This window comes from Marinobacter sp. SBS5 (genome assembly GCF_048285575.1).
Lineage (GTDB): Bacteria > Pseudomonadota > Gammaproteobacteria > Pseudomonadales > Oleiphilaceae > Marinobacter.
The window spans coordinates 342,021-362,841 of the sequence record NZ_JBLWAZ010000001.1 but is presented as its reverse complement, the minus strand read 5'-3'; the positions used below and the strand labels follow the sequence as shown (position 1 = coordinate 362,841).

Annotated in this window: 21 protein-coding genes; 9 read left to right on the top strand and 12 right to left on the bottom strand. The window is 56.3% G+C overall.

All coding sequences use genetic code 11. The annotated features are described in order from the left end of the window. Nucleotides 1-5: 5 nt before the first annotated feature. Complete coding sequence (locus ACNQ6O_RS01715; RefSeq protein WP_418051521.1) at nt 6-479, bottom strand: Dps family protein; 474 nt, start codon at nt 477-479, stop codon at nt 6-8. Nucleotides 480-703: 224 nt separating this feature from the next. Between ACNQ6O_RS01715 and ACNQ6O_RS01710 the strand changes: the two genes are divergently transcribed. Beyond that, nucleotides 704-979: a DUF2061 domain-containing protein gene (locus tag ACNQ6O_RS01710; RefSeq protein ID WP_418051520.1), complete on the top strand. Its 276-nt coding sequence runs from the start codon at nt 704-706 to the stop codon at nt 977-979. 25 nt (nt 980-1,004) lie between these two features. Here ACNQ6O_RS01710 and ACNQ6O_RS01705 read toward each other — a convergent pair whose 3' ends face one another. After that, complete coding sequence (locus ACNQ6O_RS01705) at nt 1,005-2,444, bottom strand: dihydrolipoyl dehydrogenase (protein WP_418051519.1); 1,440 nt, start codon at nt 2,442-2,444, stop codon at nt 1,005-1,007. Between the two features lie 136 nt (nt 2,445-2,580). Here ACNQ6O_RS01705 and ACNQ6O_RS01700 point away from each other — a divergent pair, with 136 nt between their 5' ends. Then, nucleotides 2,581-3,252 (top strand): LysE family translocator, encoded by a 672-nt coding sequence (locus ACNQ6O_RS01700; RefSeq protein ID WP_418051518.1) that lies wholly within the window; start codon nt 2,581-2,583, stop codon nt 3,250-3,252. Here ACNQ6O_RS01700 and ACNQ6O_RS01695 read toward each other — a convergent pair. Next, nucleotides 3,197-4,249 carry a 3-deoxy-7-phosphoheptulonate synthase gene (locus tag ACNQ6O_RS01695; protein ID WP_418051517.1) on the bottom strand — a complete coding sequence of 351 codons (1,053 nt, stop codon included), beginning with the start codon at nt 4,247-4,249 and terminating at the stop codon, nt 3,197-3,199. The two genes, ACNQ6O_RS01700 and ACNQ6O_RS01695, sit on opposite strands and share 56 nt — an antisense overlap. Nucleotides 4,250-4,617: 368 nt before the next feature. Here ACNQ6O_RS01695 and ACNQ6O_RS01690 point away from each other — a divergent pair, with 368 nt between their 5' ends. Further along, nucleotides 4,618-5,442: a secretin N-terminal domain-containing protein gene (locus ACNQ6O_RS01690; RefSeq protein ID WP_418051516.1), complete on the top strand. Its 825-nt coding sequence runs from the start codon at nt 4,618-4,620 to the stop codon at nt 5,440-5,442. Here ACNQ6O_RS01690 and ACNQ6O_RS01685 read toward each other — a convergent pair. Continuing rightward, complete coding sequence (locus tag ACNQ6O_RS01685) at nt 5,423-5,938, bottom strand: DnaJ domain-containing protein (RefSeq protein ID WP_418051515.1); 516 nt, start codon at nt 5,936-5,938, stop codon at nt 5,423-5,425. The genes ACNQ6O_RS01690 and ACNQ6O_RS01685 overlap by 20 nt on opposite strands. Before the next feature lie 356 nt (nt 5,939-6,294). Here ACNQ6O_RS01685 and ACNQ6O_RS01680 point away from each other — a divergent pair, with 356 nt between their 5' ends. The 6 genes from ACNQ6O_RS01680 to ACNQ6O_RS01655 all read left to right on the top strand — a co-directional run bounded on the left by ACNQ6O_RS01680 (nt 6,295) and on the right by ACNQ6O_RS01655 (nt 14,614). After that, nucleotides 6,295-7,392: an efflux RND transporter periplasmic adaptor subunit gene (locus ACNQ6O_RS01680; RefSeq protein WP_418051514.1), complete on the top strand. Its 1,098-nt coding sequence runs from the start codon at nt 6,295-6,297 to the stop codon at nt 7,390-7,392. Beyond that, nucleotides 7,392-10,472 carry an efflux RND transporter permease subunit gene (locus ACNQ6O_RS01675; protein ID WP_418051513.1) on the top strand — a complete coding sequence of 1,027 codons (3,081 nt, stop codon included), beginning with the start codon at nt 7,392-7,394 and terminating at the stop codon, nt 10,470-10,472. Before ACNQ6O_RS01680 ends, ACNQ6O_RS01675 begins: the two co-directional genes overlap by 1 nt. A gap of 158 nt (nt 10,473-10,630) precedes the next feature. Continuing rightward, a complete protein-coding gene (locus tag ACNQ6O_RS01670) occupies nt 10,631-10,942 on the top strand; it encodes a DUF3301 domain-containing protein (RefSeq protein WP_418051512.1) in 312 nt (103 codons plus the stop codon). 73 nt (nt 10,943-11,015) lie between these two features. After that, a complete protein-coding gene (locus tag ACNQ6O_RS01665; protein WP_418051511.1) occupies nt 11,016-12,332 on the top strand; it encodes a substrate-binding domain-containing protein in 1,317 nt (438 codons plus the stop codon). Between the two features lie 109 nt (nt 12,333-12,441). Beyond that, nucleotides 12,442-13,737 (top strand): pyridoxal phosphate-dependent aminotransferase, encoded by a 1,296-nt coding sequence (locus tag ACNQ6O_RS01660; RefSeq protein WP_418051510.1) that lies wholly within the window; start codon nt 12,442-12,444, stop codon nt 13,735-13,737. Nucleotides 13,738-13,789: 52 nt separating this feature from the next. After that, nucleotides 13,790-14,614 carry an inositol monophosphatase family protein gene (locus ACNQ6O_RS01655; RefSeq protein ID WP_418051509.1) on the top strand — a complete coding sequence of 275 codons (825 nt, stop codon included), beginning with the start codon at nt 13,790-13,792 and terminating at the stop codon, nt 14,612-14,614. 11 nt (nt 14,615-14,625) lie between these two features. Here ACNQ6O_RS01655 and slmA read toward each other — a convergent pair whose 3' ends face one another. The 8 genes from slmA to ACNQ6O_RS01615 form a co-directional block, all read right to left on the bottom strand. Then, nucleotides 14,626-15,213 (bottom strand): nucleoid occlusion factor SlmA, encoded by a 588-nt coding sequence (slmA, locus tag ACNQ6O_RS01650; RefSeq protein WP_418051508.1) that lies wholly within the window; start codon nt 15,211-15,213, stop codon nt 14,626-14,628. 83 nt (nt 15,214-15,296) lie between these two features. Next, the gene (locus tag ACNQ6O_RS01645; protein WP_418051507.1) at nt 15,297-16,106 is read right to left on the bottom strand and encodes a thiazole synthase; all 810 of its coding nucleotides are present in this window, start codon (nt 16,104-16,106) and stop codon (nt 15,297-15,299) included. Between the two features lie 80 nt (nt 16,107-16,186). Next, nucleotides 16,187-16,387 (bottom strand): sulfur carrier protein ThiS, encoded by a 201-nt coding sequence (gene thiS, locus ACNQ6O_RS01640; protein WP_418051506.1) that lies wholly within the window; start codon nt 16,385-16,387, stop codon nt 16,187-16,189. A 17-nt stretch (nt 16,388-16,404) separates the two neighbouring features. Next, nucleotides 16,405-16,725, bottom strand: coding sequence for a DUF423 domain-containing protein (locus ACNQ6O_RS01635; protein WP_418052256.1), 321 nt, complete (start codon nt 16,723-16,725; stop codon nt 16,405-16,407). A 64-nt stretch (nt 16,726-16,789) separates the two neighbouring features. Then, nucleotides 16,790-17,593 (bottom strand): symmetrical bis(5'-nucleosyl)-tetraphosphatase, encoded by an 804-nt coding sequence (locus ACNQ6O_RS01630; protein ID WP_418051505.1) that lies wholly within the window; start codon nt 17,591-17,593, stop codon nt 16,790-16,792. Continuing rightward, complete coding sequence (gene rsmA, locus ACNQ6O_RS01625) at nt 17,586-18,416, bottom strand: 16S rRNA (adenine(1518)-N(6)/adenine(1519)-N(6))-dimethyltransferase RsmA (RefSeq protein WP_418051504.1); 831 nt, start codon at nt 18,414-18,416, stop codon at nt 17,586-17,588. The genes ACNQ6O_RS01630 and rsmA overlap by 8 nt, the downstream gene beginning before the upstream one ends. Further along, nucleotides 18,416-19,423 carry a 4-hydroxythreonine-4-phosphate dehydrogenase PdxA gene (gene pdxA / locus ACNQ6O_RS01620; RefSeq protein WP_418051503.1) on the bottom strand — a complete coding sequence of 336 codons (1,008 nt, stop codon included), beginning with the start codon at nt 19,421-19,423 and terminating at the stop codon, nt 18,416-18,418. Before pdxA ends, rsmA begins: the two co-directional genes overlap by 1 nt. Beyond that, the gene (locus ACNQ6O_RS01615) at nt 19,420-20,763 is read right to left on the bottom strand and encodes a peptidylprolyl isomerase (protein WP_418051502.1); all 1,344 of its coding nucleotides are present in this window, start codon (nt 20,761-20,763) and stop codon (nt 19,420-19,422) included. The genes pdxA and ACNQ6O_RS01615 overlap by 4 nt, the downstream gene beginning before the upstream one ends. Between the last annotated feature and the right edge of the window lie 58 nt (nt 20,764-20,821).

Sequence of the window (20,821 nt, the reverse complement as noted above, 5' to 3'; positions counted from 1 at the left end):
AGGGTTTAGTGACCCAAGTAGCTCCGGTACATCCAGACTGTTTTTTCCTGCTCTGAGATGTAATCGCTCATCAGTGCAGAAGTACCTTCATCGTCGGCTTCGCCGGCAAGGCTAAGAATATCGCGCTGTTTGGCGATCAGCTTACTGAAGCTATCCACGATGTTAGTCACAGCTTCTTTGCCATCCGAAACGTTCTTGCGCTCAACCACTTCAGACTGCTCAATGTATGTGCTGTAGGCGTGAGCTGGCACGTGCCCCAGTGTCAGAACGCGTTCCGCAATCTCGTCAATTTTAAGCAGCAGGTCGTCATACAGCTCTTCAAACTTCGCGTGCAATTCGAAGAAGTTCTCGCCCTTGATGTTCCAGTGGTAGCCGCGAACGTTCATATAGAAAATTTGGTAGTTCGCCAAAAGCCCGTTCAGGGAGTCCGCCAGCTTCTGAGTTTGTTCCGTATCAAGACCGATAAAATTCTTACCCATGTTGAACCTCCTGGTTTTGTTTTGGGCTTGGAATAACTAAAACAATAAGCCCATTCGTTTCGTCATTGAAGTTTAGTTCTCCAATGGTGACGATAGCGTTAACTTATAAAAATATATTGCCACCCATAGAAATACACTATCAAGCTTCGCCAAACTTTCTATTTGCGAAATTTTCTCATTTGTCTTGGAATGAAGTTCTCGAAATCATTCTCCCGGAGACAGCCATGAGCGCCTTAAAACAGTACGTTCACAACCACGGGTCTCACGTTGACCAATCACTACTTAAAACGATTACGTTTGCCGCCACTCACTTTACCGTAGCCTTCTCCGTCGCTTATTTGCTGACCGGCGACCTTTTGATCGGTGGACTGATTGCCATGGTGGAGCCGGCCATCAATACCGTTGCTTACTTCTTCCATGAAAAGATGTGGGCACGCCACTCCCAAAATTCAACCACCCAGCCGGTAAGTAGCTTTCAACCCGCTGCACAACACGGCTGATCGGCGCCAGTACGCCCGGGATAACCTAACTTCCCGGGCCACAGTCCATGCACTCATCCACCGCTTGCGGGCCTTCCTCGAGGCTGTAATGAAGATCTTTCAATGCCGTTCTCAGCCCCTCTTCAATCACCGGGTGGTAGAACGGCATCGCCAGCATCTCGCTGACAGTCATGCGTTTTTGCGCACACCACGCCAGTAAGTGCGCAATATGTTCTGCTGCCGGGCCAAACATCTCGGCACCGAGAAACAAGCCGCTGCCGTGTTCGCCATACAACCGCAACAAACCGCGATTTTTACCGATCACTTTGCTGCGGCCCTGATTCTCGAAACTGACTTCTCCAACCGCAAATCCGCCCGGGCACTTTTTGTCTGCGTCGTGGTAGCTCAAACCGACGAAGGCAATCTGCGGATCGGTAAACACCACCCCCATCGAGGCTTTCCGCGTCACCGCACGCACGTCCGGCCAGCTGCCGGCGTTATCACCAGCAATACGGCCTTCATCAGCCGCTTCATGCAGCAAAGGCCGTTCGTTATTAACGTCGCCAACCAAAAAGATGTGGCTATCGCCGCAACGTAAGGTGTTGGGGTCAACGTCTGGCATACCGCGGTCATCCAGGTCGATACCGGCATTCTGAATGTCGAGGTTATCGATATTCGGCCGGCGGCCTGTAGCCGCCAACAGGTAGTCAAACGTATCCTTATGCTCTTTACCGTCCTCTACCCACGTAATCTGCACGCCCTTTTCAGTTCGCTCGATTCGCTTGGTCTCGGCTTTTGCGCTCAGAGGGAACTCATCACCGAAGGTATTCAGCGCGTAGTCACGAATTTTTTCATCGCGAATGCCACCAATACCGCCTCGCACGCCAAACAGCCGAATACGAACGCCCAAGCGGTTTAACGCCTGCCCCAACTCCAATCCGATAATCCCGGGGCCAAACACAGCAACCGATTCCGGCAAGTCGTCCCAGCTGAAAATGTCATCGTTCACCACCAACCGGTCTTTCGCGTCGGTAAACATACCCGGAACATTGGGCCTCGAACCGGTGGCAATAATAATGCGGTCAGCGATAACCTCCGTATGCTCACCCACCACGAGCCGGTGCGGACCCGCAAACCGGGCGTGCCCCATCAGCCGCTGTGGCTCGGGTTGATTTTCCATTGACCGGACAACCGACTGCACAAACCGGTCGCGCTCACGGCGCACCCGCTCCATCACTTGCCCGCCATCAATCTTGATATCACCAACCTGCACACCGAACAGACCAGCCTTACTAGCGTTGTGAGCACTTTCGGCGGCCGCAATCAGTAACTTGCTGGGCATGCATCCCACTCGGGCACAGGTGGTGCCGTATTGCTTGCCTTCGATCAGCAACACCTTGTCGGTTTTCTTTCGTGCCCGTTGGTAAGCCACCATGCCTGCGGTGCCAGCACCGATAATGGCGACATCTACTTCACGCTTTTCCATCAGGCCTCCTCATACAACATTTCGCTGATTTTTCTATAACTTACGCTTCGAGTATAGAAGCTTATTGACTCATGACAGGTGAAAGCGATAAAAAATCCGCTTATGCTTTCAACTTACATTACGATGGGGACGACAGGTGCAGAACTACTGGCTGGAATTTTTTACTGTGGCGTTGATTCACCTGTTGGCGGTCGCCAGCCCCGGGCCGGATTTTGCGGTAATGCTGCGCCAGGCCATCACCCAATCGCGCCGGAACGCACTGCTCAGTGCCGTTGGCATCGGGCTGGGCATTTTGTTACATGTTGGCTATTCACTACTGGGTATCGGGCTGATCATCCAGCAATCGGTCATGCTGTTTACCGTGCTGAAGGTCATCGGTGCACTGTATTTGTTGTGGATCGCTTGGCACTGCCTGCGGGCCAAGCCCGGCGGCGTTCATGTTGAAACTAAAAACGGAAAAGTTCAGTCAGGCTGGGCCGCGTTCCGGCTCGGCTTCCTGACCAATGTACTCAACCCGAAAGCGACACTGTTTTTCGTGTCCTTGTTTTCCGTGGTCATTAACCCGGACACACCCGTGTTGCTTCAGGCCGGCTACGGTCTATACATGGCCCTGGCCACCGGCCTCTGGTTCACTTTGGTGGCGCTGTTCTTCACCCACCCCCGTGTCCGCCGGGGCTTCAATCGGTTCGGACACTGGCTGGACAGGGTCATGGGTGGCATTCTGGTGCTGCTGGCCGGTCAGCTCTTGTTTTCTACAGTGAGCGGATCAGAGCCTCTGTCTGCTCCCAGCCCAGGCACGGGTCAGTAATCGAGCACCCGTAAATCAGGTCTTCGCCGTCGTCCTGACGGCCGAAGGCCAAGAAGCTTTCCAGCATCAGGCCTTTGATGTGGGCGTTACCGTTACGCTTCTGAGCCATCACCTCTTGGGCAATCTCAACTTGCCGTTCGGCCTGTTTGCAGGCGTTATCGTGGCTGCAATCCACCATCACCGAAGCCGAGACACCGGCACTCTGCAATTCCTTCACCGCCCGGGTGATACTCGCCTCATCGTAATTGGTCACGCCTCGACCGCCGCGCAGCACCAGATGCGTGTCCGGATTTCCGGCGGTGGTGATCATCGCCGGCGCTCCCGAATGAGAAATTCCCATGTGATGATGGGAATGCGCTGCAGATTTCATGGCATTGATCGCCACCGCAACGCCACCATCGGTGCCGTTCTTGAAGCCGGTAGGCATCGGCAAGCCGCTGACCAGTTCCCGGTGAATCTGAGACTCTGTGGTGCGCGCACCGATTGCCGTCCAGCTCACCAAATCGCCGAGGTAATCCATCATGAACGGACTCAATGCCTCGGTCGCCAACGGCAAACCCAGCTCAGACAGAGCCAACAGCAACTTACGGGAACGAACCAAGCCCTGATTCAAATCGCCCGCACCGGTGCGGGCCGGATCGTACAACAGCCCTTTCCAGCCCACCGTTGTACGAGGCTTTTCAAGGTAAGCACGCATCACGATCAGGAACCGGTCACTGACCTCATCCGCCAGTGCTTTCAGCTTGGTGCCGTAGTCCAGCGCTGCCTGCTCATCGTGAATAGAGCAAGGCCCGATGACGATCAAGGTGCGCGGATCTTGGCCATTCAGCACGTTGCGAATCTGCTCTCGATAACCGGCAATGGCCCGAGTCAGTGGCTCACCGGCAGGAAACTGTTGGCACAGCTCATTGGCGGTCGGCAGCTTCGCTTCCTGGCGAGGCTGGCATGTAGTCGACGATACCGTGCCCAAAGTTTCAGTTTTCAGAGGCATGTTCATATCCGTGTTCCCGTTTTCCCTAAGTCAGAATCAAAAAAGCCCCGGCTGGGCTACCAGTCGGGGCTTTTTGAGTCCGGTGGCAGCCTGGGTTGTTTGCCGGGCTGCCTTCCTCGCTAAATTCGGTCGATGAAGATCTTATGGGCGGCCCGAGCTCTGGCTAAAATAAAAGCCATAACCACACCACCAAAAATACACAGCAGAACCTGCGGCCTTCAGGTTTTCACCGAAAGCTTTCAGAACATTCAATTGACAGGCTGCGTGTAAGGTCTTCATGCTTTTTACTATATACCCACGGTTTTAGGGTTGGCAACCGGCAATTCTGATTAATTTATCGTCAGCGGCCGGAATAAAGGATAGTGGAGGTCTGCATGAACATTGTAAAACTGAGCCAGTTCGCCCGCTCGTCAGCGCTCGGCACTGCCCTTCTGTTGGCCCTGTCAGTATTTGCCAGCAACGTTCAGGCAGAACCCGAAGCTCGCATCTATCAGCTTAAAAACCGAACCGCCGAAGACGTGTCGCAGCAAATCCGAGTGCTCTATCAACAGGCACCCGTTACCGTCACCGCCCGGGGCCTCCAGCTGGTGGTTCGGGGCGAACCGGCACTGCTGGATGAAATCGGCACACTGGTGAACACCCTAGACGTACCGCCCATTCAAATGCGCATCAGCGTGCGCTACCGGCAGGATATCGGGGGCAAACAAACAGGGGCAGGCGTCAGCATTTCCAATAACAAGGCGAACGCCAGCGTGCAGCGCCGCACCTACAGCACCAACTCCAACACGGAACGGCAGCTGATCGTTCAAGATGGCCAGTCGGCACACATCACCTCGGGCAACGTGCGCAGCTTGCCGTTCGCCGTACAAGGTGGCCGTAACCCGGCGGTGATTCTGGAAAAAGTTGAAACCCGAAGCGGCTTCGTCGTCAGCCCACAGGCCATTTCAGATCAATCCATCGAGCTGAACATCGTTTCCTTTGAGGAAGACCCGGCCGCACTGGAAGGTTATGAAACCGAAGCGTTGATGACCATCCGCCGCGTTCAACCCGGGCAGTGGGTCTCACTCGGCGGCACCCGTACGCATGAAACCCACCAACGGGACGGCATTCTCTATCGGGTCAACGGCCAGCAGGCCGAAAACCAATCCATTGAAGTGAAAGTGGAAATGGTGCCCCGATTTAAACGCCGCGTTTACTGATCAGGACATCTCGGGCTTCATTCAGCTTGGCCGCCAGATAGTCATTGCCACCGCGATCCGGGTGCACTTTCTGCATCAGCTTGCGGTGGGCAGCAACAATCTCATCCCGTGAGCAACCCGGCTGCACTCCGAGAATGTCGCAGGCCTCCTGTTCTGACATTGCCCCTCGGGCAGAAGCATGTTGCCCCGACGAAGAACCACTCTGGCCGGACTGCTCGCCACTTTGAGGCCCCGACGAATCGCCCATCATTTTCCGAAACATCGGCGCATAGCGAAGTAACGCTGGCAGCTTGCGCAATAAAGGAATGAGCGCAGCCACTGCCGCCGTTAAAACGTGTACACGTCCAGTCAGTACCATAAACAGCAACATCGCACCGCCAGCAACCAGAACAATTTTCCAGATTGCGGCTTTCTGCCCTTGCGGTGACAAGGCCCCCCACTTTTTAAGCACAATAAACACGGCAGCGGCCAGAGCCAGGCCAAGTATCAGCTGCATGGTTCCATCCTCTCCTGTCCCGGCTCAGGGACCATCTCATTAGGGTTTGAAAAGCCAATGTACTGCGTTCTTTCATCCTACGCACGAATGATTTCAGAGCGCCAACACCCAAGTGATCAAAAAAGCCGCAGATTGGCGAGAATGGGCTATATTTTCACCAAAAAAAGTCTTATTAAGAAACCAAGTTAATGACAAAACACCGTAGCTTTTGTAGCATGCTACCCGATACGCTCGCTGACCATTTGTGACTCCATGACGCAATCGTCATCAGCCCTTGGTTCGCCAAGACAAGCTTTCGCTTTTCTTAATATTGGCGACGGAATACGCATCAGGAAACCAGCCCCAGGAACTCATCTATGCGCACCGCATCCCGTTTTGTCATCGCCATCATTTTTCTAGGTGTCGTCCTAGGCGGCATCTTCGGCTACAAATTCATGCAGTTTGGCCAAATGAAAGAGATGCTGTCACAGCCTCAACCACCCGCCATTATCTCCGTTACCAAAGCAACGACCGAGAACTGGCAGCCCTCTATCAAGGCCGTTGGCAGCATTGAAGCTGTAAACGGCATCGCCGTTTCCAACGAAGTTCCTGGCGTCATTAAAACCATCAACTTCGAATCCGGCGACAACGTTAAGAAAGGCGACATTCTGATCGAATTGGATGCCGCAATTGATGAAGCGGCCTTGCGCACCCGCCGGGCCGAAGCTCAGTTGGCAGACCAAGACTTCAAGCGAATCTCTGACCTGCTGCCCAAGCGCGCAGTGTCCCAGGCTCAATACGATACGGCAAAAGCCAATTACGACGCCGCTCGTGCTCGCGTCAACGAAGCCCAAGCGCAGCTCGACAAGAAAATCATTCGGGCGCCTTTTGATGGCAGGCTCGGCATTCGTATGGTCAACCAAGGCGAATATCTGCCCACCGGCAGCCCGATTGTCGAAGTGAACATGCTGAACCCCATCTACGTGGACTACACGCTGTCCGAGAAGCACCTGGCCAACGTTGACCGGGGCTTCCCGGTGTCCGTCACCGTTGCCGCCGTGCCCGACCAGAAGTTCGAAGGGAAAGTCAGCGCCATCAACACCTCTGTCAGCCCTGAAACCCGCACCGTTCGGATTCGCGCCACTTTGAACAACGATGAGCACCTGCTGCGCCCTGGCATGTTCGCGACCATTCAAACCGGTCAGCCCCGTGACAACAAAGTCGTTACGCTGCCGCGCACCGCAATCTCCTACAACACATACGGAAACTTCGTGTTTGTTGTTACTGAAAACGACAACGGTGACCTGATCGTCGAACGCCGCACCGTCATCACCGGCGAAGTTCGCAACGGCCGCACCTCCATCACCTCTGGGTTGGAATCGGGTGAAACGGTGGTGTCCAAAGGACTGCTGAGGTTACGCGCCGGTCAGCGAGTCCAGATTCAGGACGAATCTGAAAAGGAGGCGTCTGAATAATGCGTTTCACCGACATATTCGTCCATCGGCCGGTTCTCGCCACAGTGGTCAGCTTGCTGATCCTGCTGGTCGGTGCCCGGGCCGCCATGGAAATGGAAATCCGCCAGTACCCGAAACTGGAAAGCACCACGGTCACCGTCACCACGGCCTACCCTGGTGCCAGTTCGGACCTGATCAAAGGTTTCATTACCACGCCCTTGCAGCAGGCCATTGCTGAAGCCAGCGGTATTGATTACCTGACCTCCACCAGCTCCCAAAGCGTGTCGACCATTCAGGCCAAAATGGAGCTGAACTACGACGCCAACGACGCCTTGGCTGAAATTCAGGCCAAGGTCGCCAGTCAGCGCAACGTCTTGCCAGCAGAAGCTCAAGACCCGGTGATCACCTCCACCACCGGTGACAGTACCGCGCTAATGTACATCGCTTTCTACAGCACCGAACTGGATGTCCCGCAGATCACCGATTACCTGACCCGTGTCGTGCAGCCCAAGCTGCAGGCCTTGCCCGGTGTCGGTAAAGCTCAGCTGCTGGGCCGAACCTTCGCCTTACGAGTCTGGTTGGACCCGGAACGTCTGGCCGCGGTTGATATGACGCCGACGGAAGTTGTCGCTAAGCTAAGAGCCAACAACTATCAGGCCGCCGTGGGTAAAACCCAAGACAAATACACCGAAGTCAGCCTGACCAGTGATACCGACATCGCCGACCCGGAAGCATTCCGCAACCTAGTGGTTAAGCAATCCGGCGGCACCTTGATTCGGCTGCAGGACATCGCACGCGTCGAACTCGGTTCCCAGACCTACGACAAGCTTGCCCTCTACAAGGGCCAGCCGGCCACCTACGTCGCCATTGAAATCGCCCCCGGCGCCAACCCTCTGACGGTCGCGGATCTGGTGAAAGGAGAACTCCCAGACATTGAAAGCCAACTGCCTAGCGGCATGGGCGTTCGCCTTGCATACGATGCTTCAGACTTCATCGAAGACTCCATCAACGAGGTTATCCGCACCCTGATCGAAGCCATGATCATCGTACTGGTGGTGGTATTCCTTTGCTTGGGTTCGGTTCGGGCCTCGATCGTACCCTCGGTGGCCGTCCCGCTATCGCTGATCGGCGGCGCCTTCATCATGCTCATATTCGGCTTCTCCCTGAACCTTTTAACCCTACTCTCGATGGTTCTGGCGATCGGCCTAGTGGTGGATGACGCCATCATCATGGTGGAAAACGTTCACCGACACATTGAACAAGGCGAGTCTCGCTTCGAAGCCGCCATTAACGGCGCCCGGGAAATGGCCACGCCCATCATTGCCATGACCACCACTCTGGTGGCGGTTTACGTGCCCATTGGATTCATGGGCGGGCTGGTCGGCTCGCTGTTCACCGAATTCGCCTTCACTCTGGCCGGCACCGTGGTTATTTCCGGCATTGTCGCCCTGACTCTCTCGCCCATGCTGTCTGCCAAGGTATTGAAGCCCCATGGCGAACCCGGCAAGTTCGAACAATTGGTAGAGAAGTTCTTCAACGGCATAGCCAATGGATACAAATCGGCGCTGTCATCGTTGATGCAAACCAAGTCTGTCGTGGTGTTCTTCGCACTGGTGGTGCTGGGTTCCATCTACTTCATGGAGATGATGAGCCAGAACGAACTGGCTCCTACCGAAGATCAGGGCATTCTGTTCCACCAAGGCCTGGGCCCTGAAACGTCAACTCTGGACTACCTGCTCGAGCACGGTCAGGAAGTGCAAGAGCGGATGTCTGGCCTACCGGGCTACGAAGAAGATTTCATGATCATCGGCATTACCAGCCCGAACGCCGTGTTTGGTGGTTTCAAGTTGGCGCCCTGGAGTGAGCGTGAAATCAGCCAGTTCGACGTTCAGCCGAAGTTGAACGCAGAACTGAAAAAAGTAACCGGCCTGCAAACAGCCGTGTTCCCGCTGCCTTCATTGCCTGGCTCGGGCGGCGGCCTGCCCTTCCAGTTCGTGATCAGTACCGGTGGTACCTATGAACAGCTGGACCAGGTAGCCGACGAAATCCTTGGCAAAGCGATGCAAAGTGGCAACTTCATGTTCCTGAAGAAGTCGATCAACTTCGACAAGCCGGTTACCCGCATCCACATTGATCGTGACCGTGTCGCAGATCTGGGTCTGTCGATGCAGGAAGTTGGGCAATCGCTTTCCAGCATGCTCAGCGGTGGTTACATCAATCGCTTCAACATGGAAGGTCGCTCTTATCAGGTTATTCCACAGGTAGACGACCAGTTCCGCCCCAGCAAAGAATCGCTGGACGATTACTACATCCGCACCAGCGGTGGAGAACTGGTACCGCTATCCAGCGTGGCCAGCTTCACAGAAGAAGTAGAGCCGTCGAACCGTACCCAGTTTAACCAGCAAAACTCGCTGACACTGGAAGGCGTCGTCATGCCGGGCGTTGCCGCCGGTAGCGCTATGGAGTTCATTGAGAAAACTGCAGAGGAAGTGTTCCCGCAAGGCTTCAGCTTTGACTACACCGGGGCTTCACGTCAGCTGGCGAACCAGGGTAGCGCCCTGATGGTGACCTTCTTCCTGTCGCTGTTGGTGATCTATCTGGTACTGGCGGCTCAGTTTGAGAGCTGGCGCGATCCGATCATCATTCTGGTTTCCGTACCCATGTCGGTGGCGGGTGCCATGGTGTTTATCGTGCTTGGCTTTGCCACCATGAACATCTACACCCAGGTGGGCCTGATCACGTTGATCGGGGTGGTGTCCAAGAACGGCATATTGATCGTGGAATTCGCCAACCAGTTGCAGAAAGAGCGCGGCCTGAACAAGGTAGACGCTGTGGTCGAAGCAGCAGCCATTCGTCTGCGACCGATCATCATGACCTCTCTGGCCTTGATATTCGCGATGATCCCGCTGCTGATCGCGGTTGGCCCGGGTGCGGAAAGCCGTTTCGCCATTGGCCTGACCATCAGTGCCGGCCTTGGCATTGGCACCTTGTTCACCGTCTTCGTGCTGCCAGCGTTCTACATCCTGCTGGCCCGTGATCATCACAGCACGGCCGGTGACGAGTACAACGATGAGAAAGAGGTTGCCAAAAGCTCTAGCTGACCTCAAGTTTGACCCGCCACCAGAGCTGACCGCTTCTGGTGGCGGGTCAAGCGCCACAAGCTGCAACAATTCCCCGAACCGACACAATCAGGTAGTCTGGCGCATTATCGGTTTAATCGGCCGTTCATCTCCATACAACCAACAGGGCCGCCAGCACTTTGACTCTCGGAACCCTCTTCTGGATTTTCACCGCCGGCTTTGCCGCGTGGTATTGGTGGCAAGCCAAAGCCATCAAAGACTTCGTACTCGAGTCCGCTCGCCGTTACTGCAAAACCATGGACGTGATGCTGCTGGACGACGCGGTATTTCTTAGAGGCATCTGGTTCAAGCGTGACGACACCGGCAGCGTTCGAGTCTGGCGCCGCTTCTTGTTTGACTTCACCACCACAGGCGAAGAGCGATACACCGGCCGAATCATCATGCTCGGGCGCAAGATCATTCAAATGGAACTCGAACCTCACAAATTCTGAGTTCTGAAACATAGATGTCACATTTCTGTAGCATGCTGCACCCATCGCAATTGTCCTGCATGGGTGTTCATAAATGTCTGTTCCCTATCGAATTTCTTTCTCCCGCTTCACACTCTGCGTAGCGCTGACGCTACCTTCACTCGCGTTTGCCCATGATCTGGAGATTCATGGCTCCAATACGGTTGGGGCCACTCTGGCACCCTCGTTGGTCGAAGGCTATCTGGAACAGTTGACCGACGATAAGGTCTATAGCCAACCGACACCTCGCGAGAACGAGCAGATACTGGTCGCCAACCAGCAGGGAGAAAAACTGTCTGTACTGGTCGCCGCCCATGGCTCCAGCACCGGTTTTCGCACCCTGGCCAACGGCCAAGCCGATATCTGGGCTTCTTCACGTCCGGCACGGGCAACCGAGGTGGAACAAGTCAGCAATCGAGCGGACCTCACCGGCCTTTCGAGCGAGCACGTCATTGCCATCGACGGCCTCGCCATTCTGGTTCATCAATCAAACCCGGTCAGCCAGATGAGCATCGAAACGCTTCGGAAAGTGTTTAGCGGCCAGATCCGAAACTGGTCAGAGATCGGCGGTAGCAACAACCCCATTCGCCTGTATGCTCGAGACGACCGCTCAGGTACTTGGGACACCTTTAAGTCTCTGGTGCTCGATAAAACGGCCCCTCTGCATGATTCAGCACTTCGATACGAATCCAACGATCAACTGTCCGATGACGTATCCCGCGACCCATACAGCATTGGCTTTGCCGGGTTGGCGTCTGTTCGTAACAGCAAACTGCTCGCCATCTCTGACGGCGACGCCCCGGCTCTCAGGCCCAACCAGCTCACTGTCGCCAGCGAGGATTACCCGCTGTCCCGCAGGCTGTTCATGTACACACTGGGCGAGCAAACTCCCGAGCTGGCCCAAGGGCTGATCGAGTATGCACTCAGCGCCGAAGGTCAAGGACGGGTAGCGGGCTCCGGTTTCATTTCCCAGAACCCGATCGCCGTGAAGCCCGAGCTTGATGCCTCGGTCCCGAAAAGCTTCAAACGCCTGACCCAAAGCTACCAGCGCCTAACGGTGAACTTCCGATTTTCGGAAGGCCGCACCAAACTTGATAACAAAGCACACCGGGACTTGCTGCGCGTGAAACACTATTTGCAGCAACACAAACGCTCTGCCGATGATCTGCTTCTCATTGGTTTTGCCGATGCCCAAAGCGATGAGCTTCGCGCCCAGATGATCTCCGAGCTGCGGGCTCTGTCGGTGCGCCGTGCCCTGAATCACGTCGGCGTTCCTTACGTTTCGTATACCGGTTACGGCCACTACATGCCCGTCGGCGGCTCGGGTAATCAGCGCAACGGGCGGGTGGAAGTGTGGATAAAATCCCGGTGATGAACGTCCGCTGTAAAGCGTAGCGGGAAATGCCTACGCCAATACCAAACACAGGCCCGTTGAGCGGGCCTATACTGCCATTGTCACCTCCAACCAATAGACTGGGACAATGGACATCAAAAAAGACCACCTCTTCGCGATCAACCTGAATGTTCGGGGCATCCAGCCCTCGGCCACGCTTCGCATCAACGAGCAAAGCAACCAACTGCGCTCTGAAGGCAAAGACATCATCAAGCTTGGCTTGGGGCAATCGCCGTTCCCGGTTCCCGAGCGGGTGGTAGAGGCACTCAAAGAGCACGCACACGAGAAGGACTACCTTCCAGTAAAAGGGCTTAAAGGCCTGCGTGAGGCCATCTCCGGCTACATCAACCGCAATGAGCGTATGCGTTCCACCTGGGAAGACGTATTGATCGGCCCGGGCTCTAAGGAGCTGCTGTTCATCCTGCAGCTGGCTTACTACGGCGACCTGCTGATTCCGCGCCCGAGCTGGGTTTCCTATGCGCCGCAGGCCCGCATCATCGGTCGCTCGGTACATTGGCTGCCTACCCACGCAGACAATAACTGGCAGCTGACGGCTGAAGAGCTGGACATCGTTTGCCGTGATGACCCGTCACGGCCACGCATTCTGATTTTGAACTACCCGTCCAACCCCACCGGCTGCACCTACACCGACGATCAGCTGCTGGCCATCGCCAACGTGGCCCGCAAGTACAATCTGATCTTGCTGTCGGACGAAATCTACGGCGAAGTACACTTCGAAGGCCGGCACAAATCCATTGCTCGCTACTACCCGGAAGGCACCATCATCAGCACCGGTATGAGTAAATGGCTGGGTGCTGGTGGCTGGCGTTTGGGTACGTTCATTTTCCCACCCGAACTGCGGCCGCTGCAGGACGCCATGGCGATCATCGCCAGCGAGACCTTCACCTCGACGGCAGCGCCCATCCAGCATGCCGCCATCACCGCGTTCAACGGCGGTGACGACATCAACGAATACCTAAACCAGTCTCGCCGGGTGCTCAAAGTGGTGGGCGAGTACGTTCACTCTCGCCTGAGCGGAATGGGTGCCATCGTGCAAAAGCCCGAAGGTGCGTTTTATGTGTTCCCGGATTTTTCCGGCTTCAGCGAACGATTAGCCAATCGAGACATCAAAACCTCGCAGGCATTCTGTTCAGCGCTGCTGGAAGATACCGGCGTCGCCATCCTACCCTCCAGTGATTTCGGTTTTGTGCCGGACCACATGGGTGCGCGTTTGGCGTTTGTCGATTTTGACGGCGCACAGTCGCTGGCTCTGGCAGGCGGCGATTACACCGATCAGGAACTGGGGGATGAATTCGTCCAAAAGGCCTGCCCTCGCATCGTGCTCGCCATGGACAAAATGGAGAAGTGGCTGAACAGCCTGTAATGCTCGAGCATGCTAGACTGGCACCCTCACGCTTAATTTCTCTGGGGGTGCCATGTCTGATTCTCTCTCTCTGCGCGACATTACCGACTTCGCCGAAGCTCTGGCCAAAGAGGCCGGCGAGCTGATCCGCCGCGAACGGGAAGAAAGCACCCTCCGCACCGATTACAAAGACCAGACCGAACTGGTCACCCACGCCGACGTTCTGGCCGATGAGTTCATCACCAACGCCATTCGGGAACGGTTCCCCAACCACCGGATTCTGTCGGAAGAAACCATGCCGGACCTCACTCAGGCCGAGCATCTGGACACCCCGCTGTGGATCATCGATCCCATCGACGGCACCGTAAACTACGCTTACGGGCACCCGCAGGTAGCTGTTTCCATTGCCTATGCCGAACGCGGACAGGTTCAGGTGGGCGTAGTGCATGCGCCCTTCCCCGGTGAAACTTTCCGGGCCACCAAGGGCGAAGGGGCAACCCTGAACGGCCAGCCCATACAGCACAGCGGCGCGACCTCGCCAAGGCAGTCGCTGTTCGCCACAGGTTTTCCTTATACCAAAGACAACCTGGAACCCTTGATCAAGCGGCTCGACGCCATGATCCACCAGTGCCGCGACTTACGCCGGATCGGCTCGGCCGCACTGGATATTTGCTGGGTGGCCTGTGGCCGGCTGGATATTTACTACGAAAACGTCAGCCCGTGGGATTTCGCGGCGGCGCGCCTAATCGCCTGGGAGGCGGGCGCAACCGTGGGCCATTTCGGTGACGTGCCCGCCGGCTACCCGGCGGACCTATGGGGCCGCGACATTCTCATCTCGGCACCCGAGTTGTGGACACCAATACGGGCCATTCTGCGGACGGCATCGGGGTACGATTGATCCGGGGCGCTTTAGCCCCAGACCGACTCCGCTACCAAGGCCCAGGCCTCGTCAAAATCCGTGCTCGGCAGCCGGGAGAAAGACGAGCGAACAAAGCGCTGAATGCGCCCTTCCAGAAACACCATCACGAAGTCCGCACCGCGCGCCGCACTGGTGCGGGGGCGTAATCCTTGCCGGATCTCCCCTTCCTTCAACGACTGGCGCACCTGAGTTTCCAATCGCTCAAAGAACTGAGACGCACGCTTACGCAACGACTCGTCTTCCCCCATCAGGGCATCGCCTGTTAATACACAGCACAAGCCCGGGTTACGCTCGGAAAACACCAGCACCAGATGCACGATCTGCTGCAGACGCACCCGCACATCCTCTTGCTCCTGCAGGACAACCTGACAACGGGAAAATACCGCGTCCTCGGCAAACTCGATCAGCGCTTCGAACATCTTCCGTTTGCTGGGAAAATGCCGATACAGCGCCGCTTCGGTAACGCCAACGGACTTGGCCAGACTGGCCGTGGTAATGCGGACACCCGGGTCTTTTTGCAGCAATTCAACAAGGGCCTGCAGGATGGTTTCCCGCCGGCTCGGTTTTTGGTTGGTCATATCAGTACTACAGCGCTCTGGAATTCTGGTTTTAGTTTTATACGCCCTCTCCTCTGGCGGGAGAGGGTCGTTAAAGCAGGCTTTTAGAAGAAGGTGCCGTCAATCGGTGAAGACGCACTGGCGTACAGCTTCTTCGGCATACGGCCCGCCAGATAGGCTTCGCGGCCGGCTTCGATGGCCAAGCGCATGGCGTTCGCCATTTTGATCGGGTCTTTGGCCTGAGCAATGGCTGTATTCATCAGCACGCCATCACAGCCCAGCTCCATGGCGATGGTGGCATCAGAGGCGGTACCTACACCGGCATCAACCAATACCGGCACCTTGGCATTTTCCACAATCAAACGGATGTTATAACGATTCTGAATCCCCAACCCGGAACCGATCGGTGCTCCCAGCGGCATGATGGCAACGCAGCCCATCTCTTCCAGACGCATGGCCAGAAGCGGGTCGTCCGAGCAGTACACCATCACCTTGAAGCCGTCTTTGATCAGTTCTTCAGCGGCGGCCAGGGTTTCCGGCATGTTCGGATACAGAGTCTTATGCTCTCCCAGCACCTCCAGCTTCACCAGATCACGGCCGTCGAGCAGCTCGCGGGCGAGCTTACAGGTGCGCACAGCGTCTTTGGCGGTGTAACAACCAGCGGTGTTCGGAAGAATGGTGTAGCTATCGGGTGAAATCACATCCAGCAGATTCGGCTCATCCGGATTCTGACCGAGATTGGTACGACGCACCGCCACCGTCACAATCTCTGCCCCACTGGCCTCAATGGCATGACCAGTTTCCATCAGGTCGTTGTATTTTCCGGTACCCACCAACAGACGGGACTGGTATACCTGACCTGCAATTTCCAGAGGCTTATCTTCGGGGAGCTGGATTTCTGGTGTATCTGTCATAACCTACCTGAGTTGTATGAATAAAGAGGGGGCATTCGCGGGTATAAACGCATCGCGGGCTAACCACGAGAATCGTTGAATCAACCGCCACCTATGGCGTGCACGAGCTCTACCCGGTCGTTTTCACTGAGGGTAAATTCCGCGTGCTTGCTACGAGGCACTATGTCCTCGTTCACCTCAACCGCGACCCGTTTACCGGTCAGCGCGAGGTGCTCAATCAAAGCCGAAATGGTCACTCCACTGGGGAGCTCCATCACTTCTCCATTAACCTGAACCTGCATAGCTCTGCTTGTCTCCATCATCGTTTCAGCGCTGCTGCAACCAACAACGCCCAACCAATCATCAGGCACACCCCACCCATCGGTGTCACCGGCCCAAGCCAATAGGCGCCGGTCAACACCAGCAGGTACAGGCTGCCGCTAAACAGAAAAATACCCGCCAACCAGAAGCCACAGGCAATGCTCAGCAAGCGGTGATTCAGGCGCAGCGCGGGCATCAAACTCGCAACCACCAACGCCAAGGCATGGTACATCTGATAGCTGACGGCGGTCTGGAACACCTCCAACCCGCGTTCACTCACTATATGGCGCAGGCCATGGGCACCGAAGGCACCCGCCATCACCGCCAACAAACCCGCAAATGCACCGGCCACCAGCGCCCAGCGCAACACAATCGTTTTGGGGCTAACTGCAATCACAGTGAACTTTCTCCCCGGTATCCAGATTCATCAACGTCAGGGCTCCGCCCCACACGCAACCGGTATCCAGACCAATGAACCGGTCGCTGCCGGTAGCACCCTCGATGGCCGCCCAGTGACCAAAAATCACTTGCACATCGTCCTGTCGGGAGTAGCTGAACCACGGCGCGTAACCGTCCGGGGCGCTGTCGGCCGATTCTTTGGCCGTCAGTTCCAGACTGCCATCTTCGGCAATAAAACGCATACGAGTGAAGTAGTTAGTAATCACTCGCCAACGGTCCATGCCAGAAAGGGTATCACACCAGCGCTCAGGCTTATTGCCATACATTTGGCTGAAGTATTCGTCAGCATCGCTGCCTTGAATAACCGCTTCCACTTCTCGGGCGTAGGCCACCGCCTGCTCAACACCCCAGATATGAGGCAGTCCGGCATGGGTCATAAGCAAGTTGCGGTCGGCATCGTGAACACACAGCTGCTGCTGACGAAGCCAGTGCACCAAGCGGCCACAATCCGGCGCTTCGAGGATGTCGTGCAGCGTGTCTTTCTTTTTCGGGCTGTGGCCGCCCAACGCCACCGCCAAAAGGTGCAGGTCGTGGTTGCCCAGCACCACCTTAGTGGCATCGCCTAAGCCTTCAAGATACCGCAAGGTTGCCAGCGATGAAGGCCCGCGATTGATCAAATCCCCAGCCACCCAAAGCCGGTCGCGTGAGGGCGAGAAATCGACTGAGGCCAGCACATCCCGTAATCGGTCGTAGCAACCCTGAATATCGCCAATGGCGTAGTCAGTCATTACTTACCTCATCCGCGCCGCTGTTCGCTGATTTCGCGTCAGCCAGCAGATCAGCAATTCGAACATAGTCGGCAAGGCTCAGGTTTTCCGGGCGAAGGCCGTCGTTGATGTCCAGCGACTGCAGCTGCTCCACCGTCACCATCGCCGCTAGTGCTTTGCGCAGTGTTTTGCGGCGAGCATTAAAGGCCGTACGTACCACCGACTGCAGAGTTTTCAGATCTTTGGCCGGGTGTGGCAGCTCCTTGTGGGGAACCAGCCGAACAATGGCGGAATCTACCTTCGGCGCAGGGCGGAAGGCTCCCGGGCCCACTTCAAATAACGGCTGCACTTTGCAGAAGTACTGGGCCATGATGCCCAAGCGGCCGTAGTTGTTGTCGCCCGGCACTGCCGCCAAGCGTTGCACCACTTCTTTCTGCAACATGAAGTGCATGTCCTGCACCACACCGGCTTGGGCCAACAGGTGGAAAATCAGCGGGGTCGAGATGTTGTACGGCAGGTTACCGACAATCCTCAGCGGGCGATCCGTTGCCAGCTGGCTGAAATCAAAGCTAAGCGCATCGGCTTCGTGAATTTTAAAGTCCGGGTAGTTGAAGAACTTGGTACGCAGCACCGGAATCAAATCCCGATCCAGCTCAACCACCTGCAAGCGCGGGTTGATCGCCAGAATTTCTTCGGTAATCGCACCCAAACCCGGGCCGATCTCAACGATCACGTCTTCGGGCTTCGGGTTGATAGAGCGGACAATCTTTTCGATCACGCCCGGATCGTGCAAAAAGTTCTGGCCGAAGCGTTTACGGGCCTTATGGCCATGTTGGTTACTCATTAATGCTCTCCGGCTGTAGCTGCCAGACGGCAGCGGGCCATGTGTTCACCTACGCGAATGGCGGTGTGCAGACTGCCAGCATCGGCTTTGCCGGTGCCAGCCAGGTCTAAAGCGGTGCCGTGGTCCACCGAGGTACGCACAATTGGCAGCCCCAGTGTAATGTTGACCGCACGGCCAAAGCCCTGATACTTCAGCACCGGCAGGCCCTGATCGTGGTACATGGCGAGTACCGCATCGGCGTCGTTCAACCAATGCGGTGTGAATAAAGTGTCTGCCGGCAGCGGGCCGGTCAGCTGTATATTTTCTTGGCGAAGCTGATCCAGCGTAGGCTCAATCACTTCGATTTCTTCCCGGCCCAAATGACCGCCTTCACCAGCGTGAGGATTCAGCCCGGTCACCAGAATGCGCGGTTGCTCAATGCCGAAGAAGGTTTTCAGGTCTGCGTTCAGAATCCGCGTCACCTGCGTCAGGCGTTCGGGGGTAATCGCCGCGGACACGTCCTTCAGCGGTAAGTGAGTGGTTACCAAGGCTACTCGAAGCTCCTCGGTCGCCAGCATCATCACCACTCGCTCAACGCCGCATAATTCCTGCAGGAACTCGGTATGGCCACTGAAAGCAATGCCAGCTTCGTTGATCACGCCTTTGTGCACCGGCGCGGTTACCATACCGTCGAAGTCGCCTTTCAGGCAGCCTTGCGCGGCCAGCGTAAGCGTATCCAGCACGTACTGACTGTTGCCGGTATTCAGCTCGCCAGCTTCCGTAAAACGGCAACCCTCAACGTGGCAAACCGACAAATGCCCCGCCCGGGTTTCCGGCAGCACGCCCGGTTGCCAGTCGTGCAGCTCAACCGCGAGGCCCAACTGCCGGGCCCGCTGTTCCATCAGGTTTTTGCCGGCGACCACCACAATGCCTGCGGCCCGGCTTTCACCCGCCAGCTGCAAGCACAGCTCCGGCCCGATTCCGGCCGGCTCGCCGGCTGTCAGTGCCAGAATGACCGGTTTCGTCATGATGCGTCGTCTTCCTCACTGCCTTCGTTCATGCCTGCGTACTCGCCTTTGAACTCGACAAAGGCTTCGTCACGGATTTCCCGTAACCAGTTCTGCAGCTCGGTTTCAAACTTGCGCATGTAAATCGCCTGGCGAGCTTTTGAAGCGCGGCTCTCTGCCGTTACGTCCTGATTCCGGCGCTCTTCCACCAAGATCAGGTGCCAGCCAAACTGGGAGCGAACCGGGCCGTACACTTCGCCAATCTCGGCTTCAACCATGCCTTTTTCGAACTCAGGTACCATCTGGCCGGGGCTGACCCAGCCCAGATTTCCGCCGTCCGAACCGGATACCGGGTCATCCGACTCTTTACGGGCCAGCTCTTCAAAATCGGCGCCGTTTTTCAGCTGCTGACGGATGTCGCGAACCTTGCGCTCGGCCTCAACTTCGGTCACCGCCTCAGACGGACGAACCAAAATATGGCGGGTACGGTGCTGTTCAATAAAGGTTTGCTGCTCACCACCACGCTTATCCATCACCATCACCAGATGGAAGCCGCTGTTGTTTTCCAGCACGTCGGATGGCGTACCCACTTCCAGATTTGGCACGACCGGAGCGACCAATGATGGCAGCTGGCTTTCTGCGCGCCAGCCCATGTCGCCGCCTTCAAGGGCGTTGCTGGCATCCGATTCGGCAACCGCCACTTCCCGGAAGTCGCGGCCGTTCAGGATTTGCTCACGCAAGCGCTCAGCCGTTTCCCGAGCTTCCCTCGCAGAAGCTTCATTGCCGGGATCGTCCACCTGAATGAAGATGTACGCCAAACGGTATTCAGCGCCCTGGCTGCCGGAAGCTTTCTGAGCTTGCAGGTAGTTTTCTACTTCGCGGTCGGTAATACGAATGCGGTTACCTACCCGGCTTTGCTGTACCCGGCTGGTCAGCATTTCATTGCGAATCTGTTCGCGAGCCTGCCGATAGGTCACACCTTCCTCAGCCAGCTGATCCTCAAATTGCTCCAACGTCAGGCCGTTGCTGGCCGCGATGTTACTCAGGGTTTCGTTCAGCTCGTTGTCGCTGATCCGCATGCCCATCTTTTCCGCCATTTGCAGCTGAACCGATTCCACAATCAACTGCTCGAGCACTCGCTCTTCCAGCATTCTGCGAGGCGGCAAACCGGTGCCTTGCGTGCTCAAGCGGCCGACAATCGTGTTCAGCCGTGCTTCCAGCTCGGTTTGCAGAATCACACCGTCATCGACGATGGCTACCACGCGATCCAATACTTTTCGTTCCGCTTGGGCTGCCACTGACAATACCATCATGGTCAGTGCCAACAGCAGAGTCAGTCCGTGGCGTACAGTCGCCTTCATAGTCACCTCTTGGTTTTTACATTCTCAGCCGCCCCGGCGTGCGTCAGGGTTAACAGCC

What these genes read in the sequence shown, in the direction of transcription:
- ACNQ6O_RS01715 (WP_418051521.1), bottom strand. Translation starts at nt 479, where the DNA reads ATGGGTAAGAATTTTATCGGTCTTGATACGGAACAAACTCAGAAGCTG.
- ACNQ6O_RS01710 (WP_418051520.1), top strand. Translation starts at nt 704, where the DNA reads ATGAGCGCCTTAAAACAGTACGTTCACAACCACGGGTCTCACGTTGAC.
- ACNQ6O_RS01705 (WP_418051519.1), bottom strand. Translation starts at nt 2,444, where the DNA reads ATGGAAAAGCGTGAAGTAGATGTCGCCATTATCGGTGCTGGCACCGCA.
- ACNQ6O_RS01695 (WP_418051517.1), bottom strand. Translation starts at nt 4,249, where the DNA reads ATGAACATGCCTCTGAAAACTGAAACTTTGGGCACGGTATCGTCGACT.
- ACNQ6O_RS01690 (WP_418051516.1), top strand. Translation starts at nt 4,618, where the DNA reads ATGAACATTGTAAAACTGAGCCAGTTCGCCCGCTCGTCAGCGCTCGGC.
- ACNQ6O_RS01685 (WP_418051515.1), bottom strand. Translation starts at nt 5,938, where the DNA reads ATGCAGCTGATACTTGGCCTGGCTCTGGCCGCTGCCGTGTTTATTGTG.
- ACNQ6O_RS01680 (WP_418051514.1), top strand. Translation starts at nt 6,295, where the DNA reads ATGCGCACCGCATCCCGTTTTGTCATCGCCATCATTTTTCTAGGTGTC.
- ACNQ6O_RS01675 (WP_418051513.1), top strand. Translation starts at nt 7,392, where the DNA reads ATGCGTTTCACCGACATATTCGTCCATCGGCCGGTTCTCGCCACAGTG.
- ACNQ6O_RS01665 (WP_418051511.1), top strand. Translation starts at nt 11,016, where the DNA reads ATGTCTGTTCCCTATCGAATTTCTTTCTCCCGCTTCACACTCTGCGTA.
- ACNQ6O_RS01660 (WP_418051510.1), top strand. Translation starts at nt 12,442, where the DNA reads ATGGACATCAAAAAAGACCACCTCTTCGCGATCAACCTGAATGTTCGG.
- ACNQ6O_RS01655 (WP_418051509.1), top strand. Translation starts at nt 13,790, where the DNA reads ATGTCTGATTCTCTCTCTCTGCGCGACATTACCGACTTCGCCGAAGCT.
- slmA (WP_418051508.1), bottom strand. Translation starts at nt 15,213, where the DNA reads ATGACCAACCAAAAACCGAGCCGGCGGGAAACCATCCTGCAGGCCCTT.
- ACNQ6O_RS01645 (WP_418051507.1), bottom strand. Translation starts at nt 16,106, where the DNA reads ATGACAGATACACCAGAAATCCAGCTCCCCGAAGATAAGCCTCTGGAA.
- thiS (WP_418051506.1), bottom strand. Translation starts at nt 16,387, where the DNA reads ATGCAGGTTCAGGTTAATGGAGAAGTGATGGAGCTCCCCAGTGGAGTG.
- ACNQ6O_RS01635 (WP_418052256.1), bottom strand. Translation starts at nt 16,725, where the DNA reads ATGGCGGGTGCCTTCGGTGCCCATGGCCTGCGCCATATAGTGAGTGAA.
- ACNQ6O_RS01630 (WP_418051505.1), bottom strand. Translation starts at nt 17,593, where the DNA reads ATGACTGACTACGCCATTGGCGATATTCAGGGTTGCTACGACCGATTA.
- rsmA (WP_418051504.1), bottom strand. Translation starts at nt 18,416, where the DNA reads ATGAGTAACCAACATGGCCATAAGGCCCGTAAACGCTTCGGCCAGAAC.
- pdxA (WP_418051503.1), bottom strand. Translation starts at nt 19,423, where the DNA reads ATGACGAAACCGGTCATTCTGGCACTGACAGCCGGCGAGCCGGCCGGA.
- ACNQ6O_RS01615 (WP_418051502.1), bottom strand. Translation starts at nt 20,763, where the DNA reads ATGAAGGCGACTGTACGCCACGGACTGACTCTGCTGTTGGCACTGACC.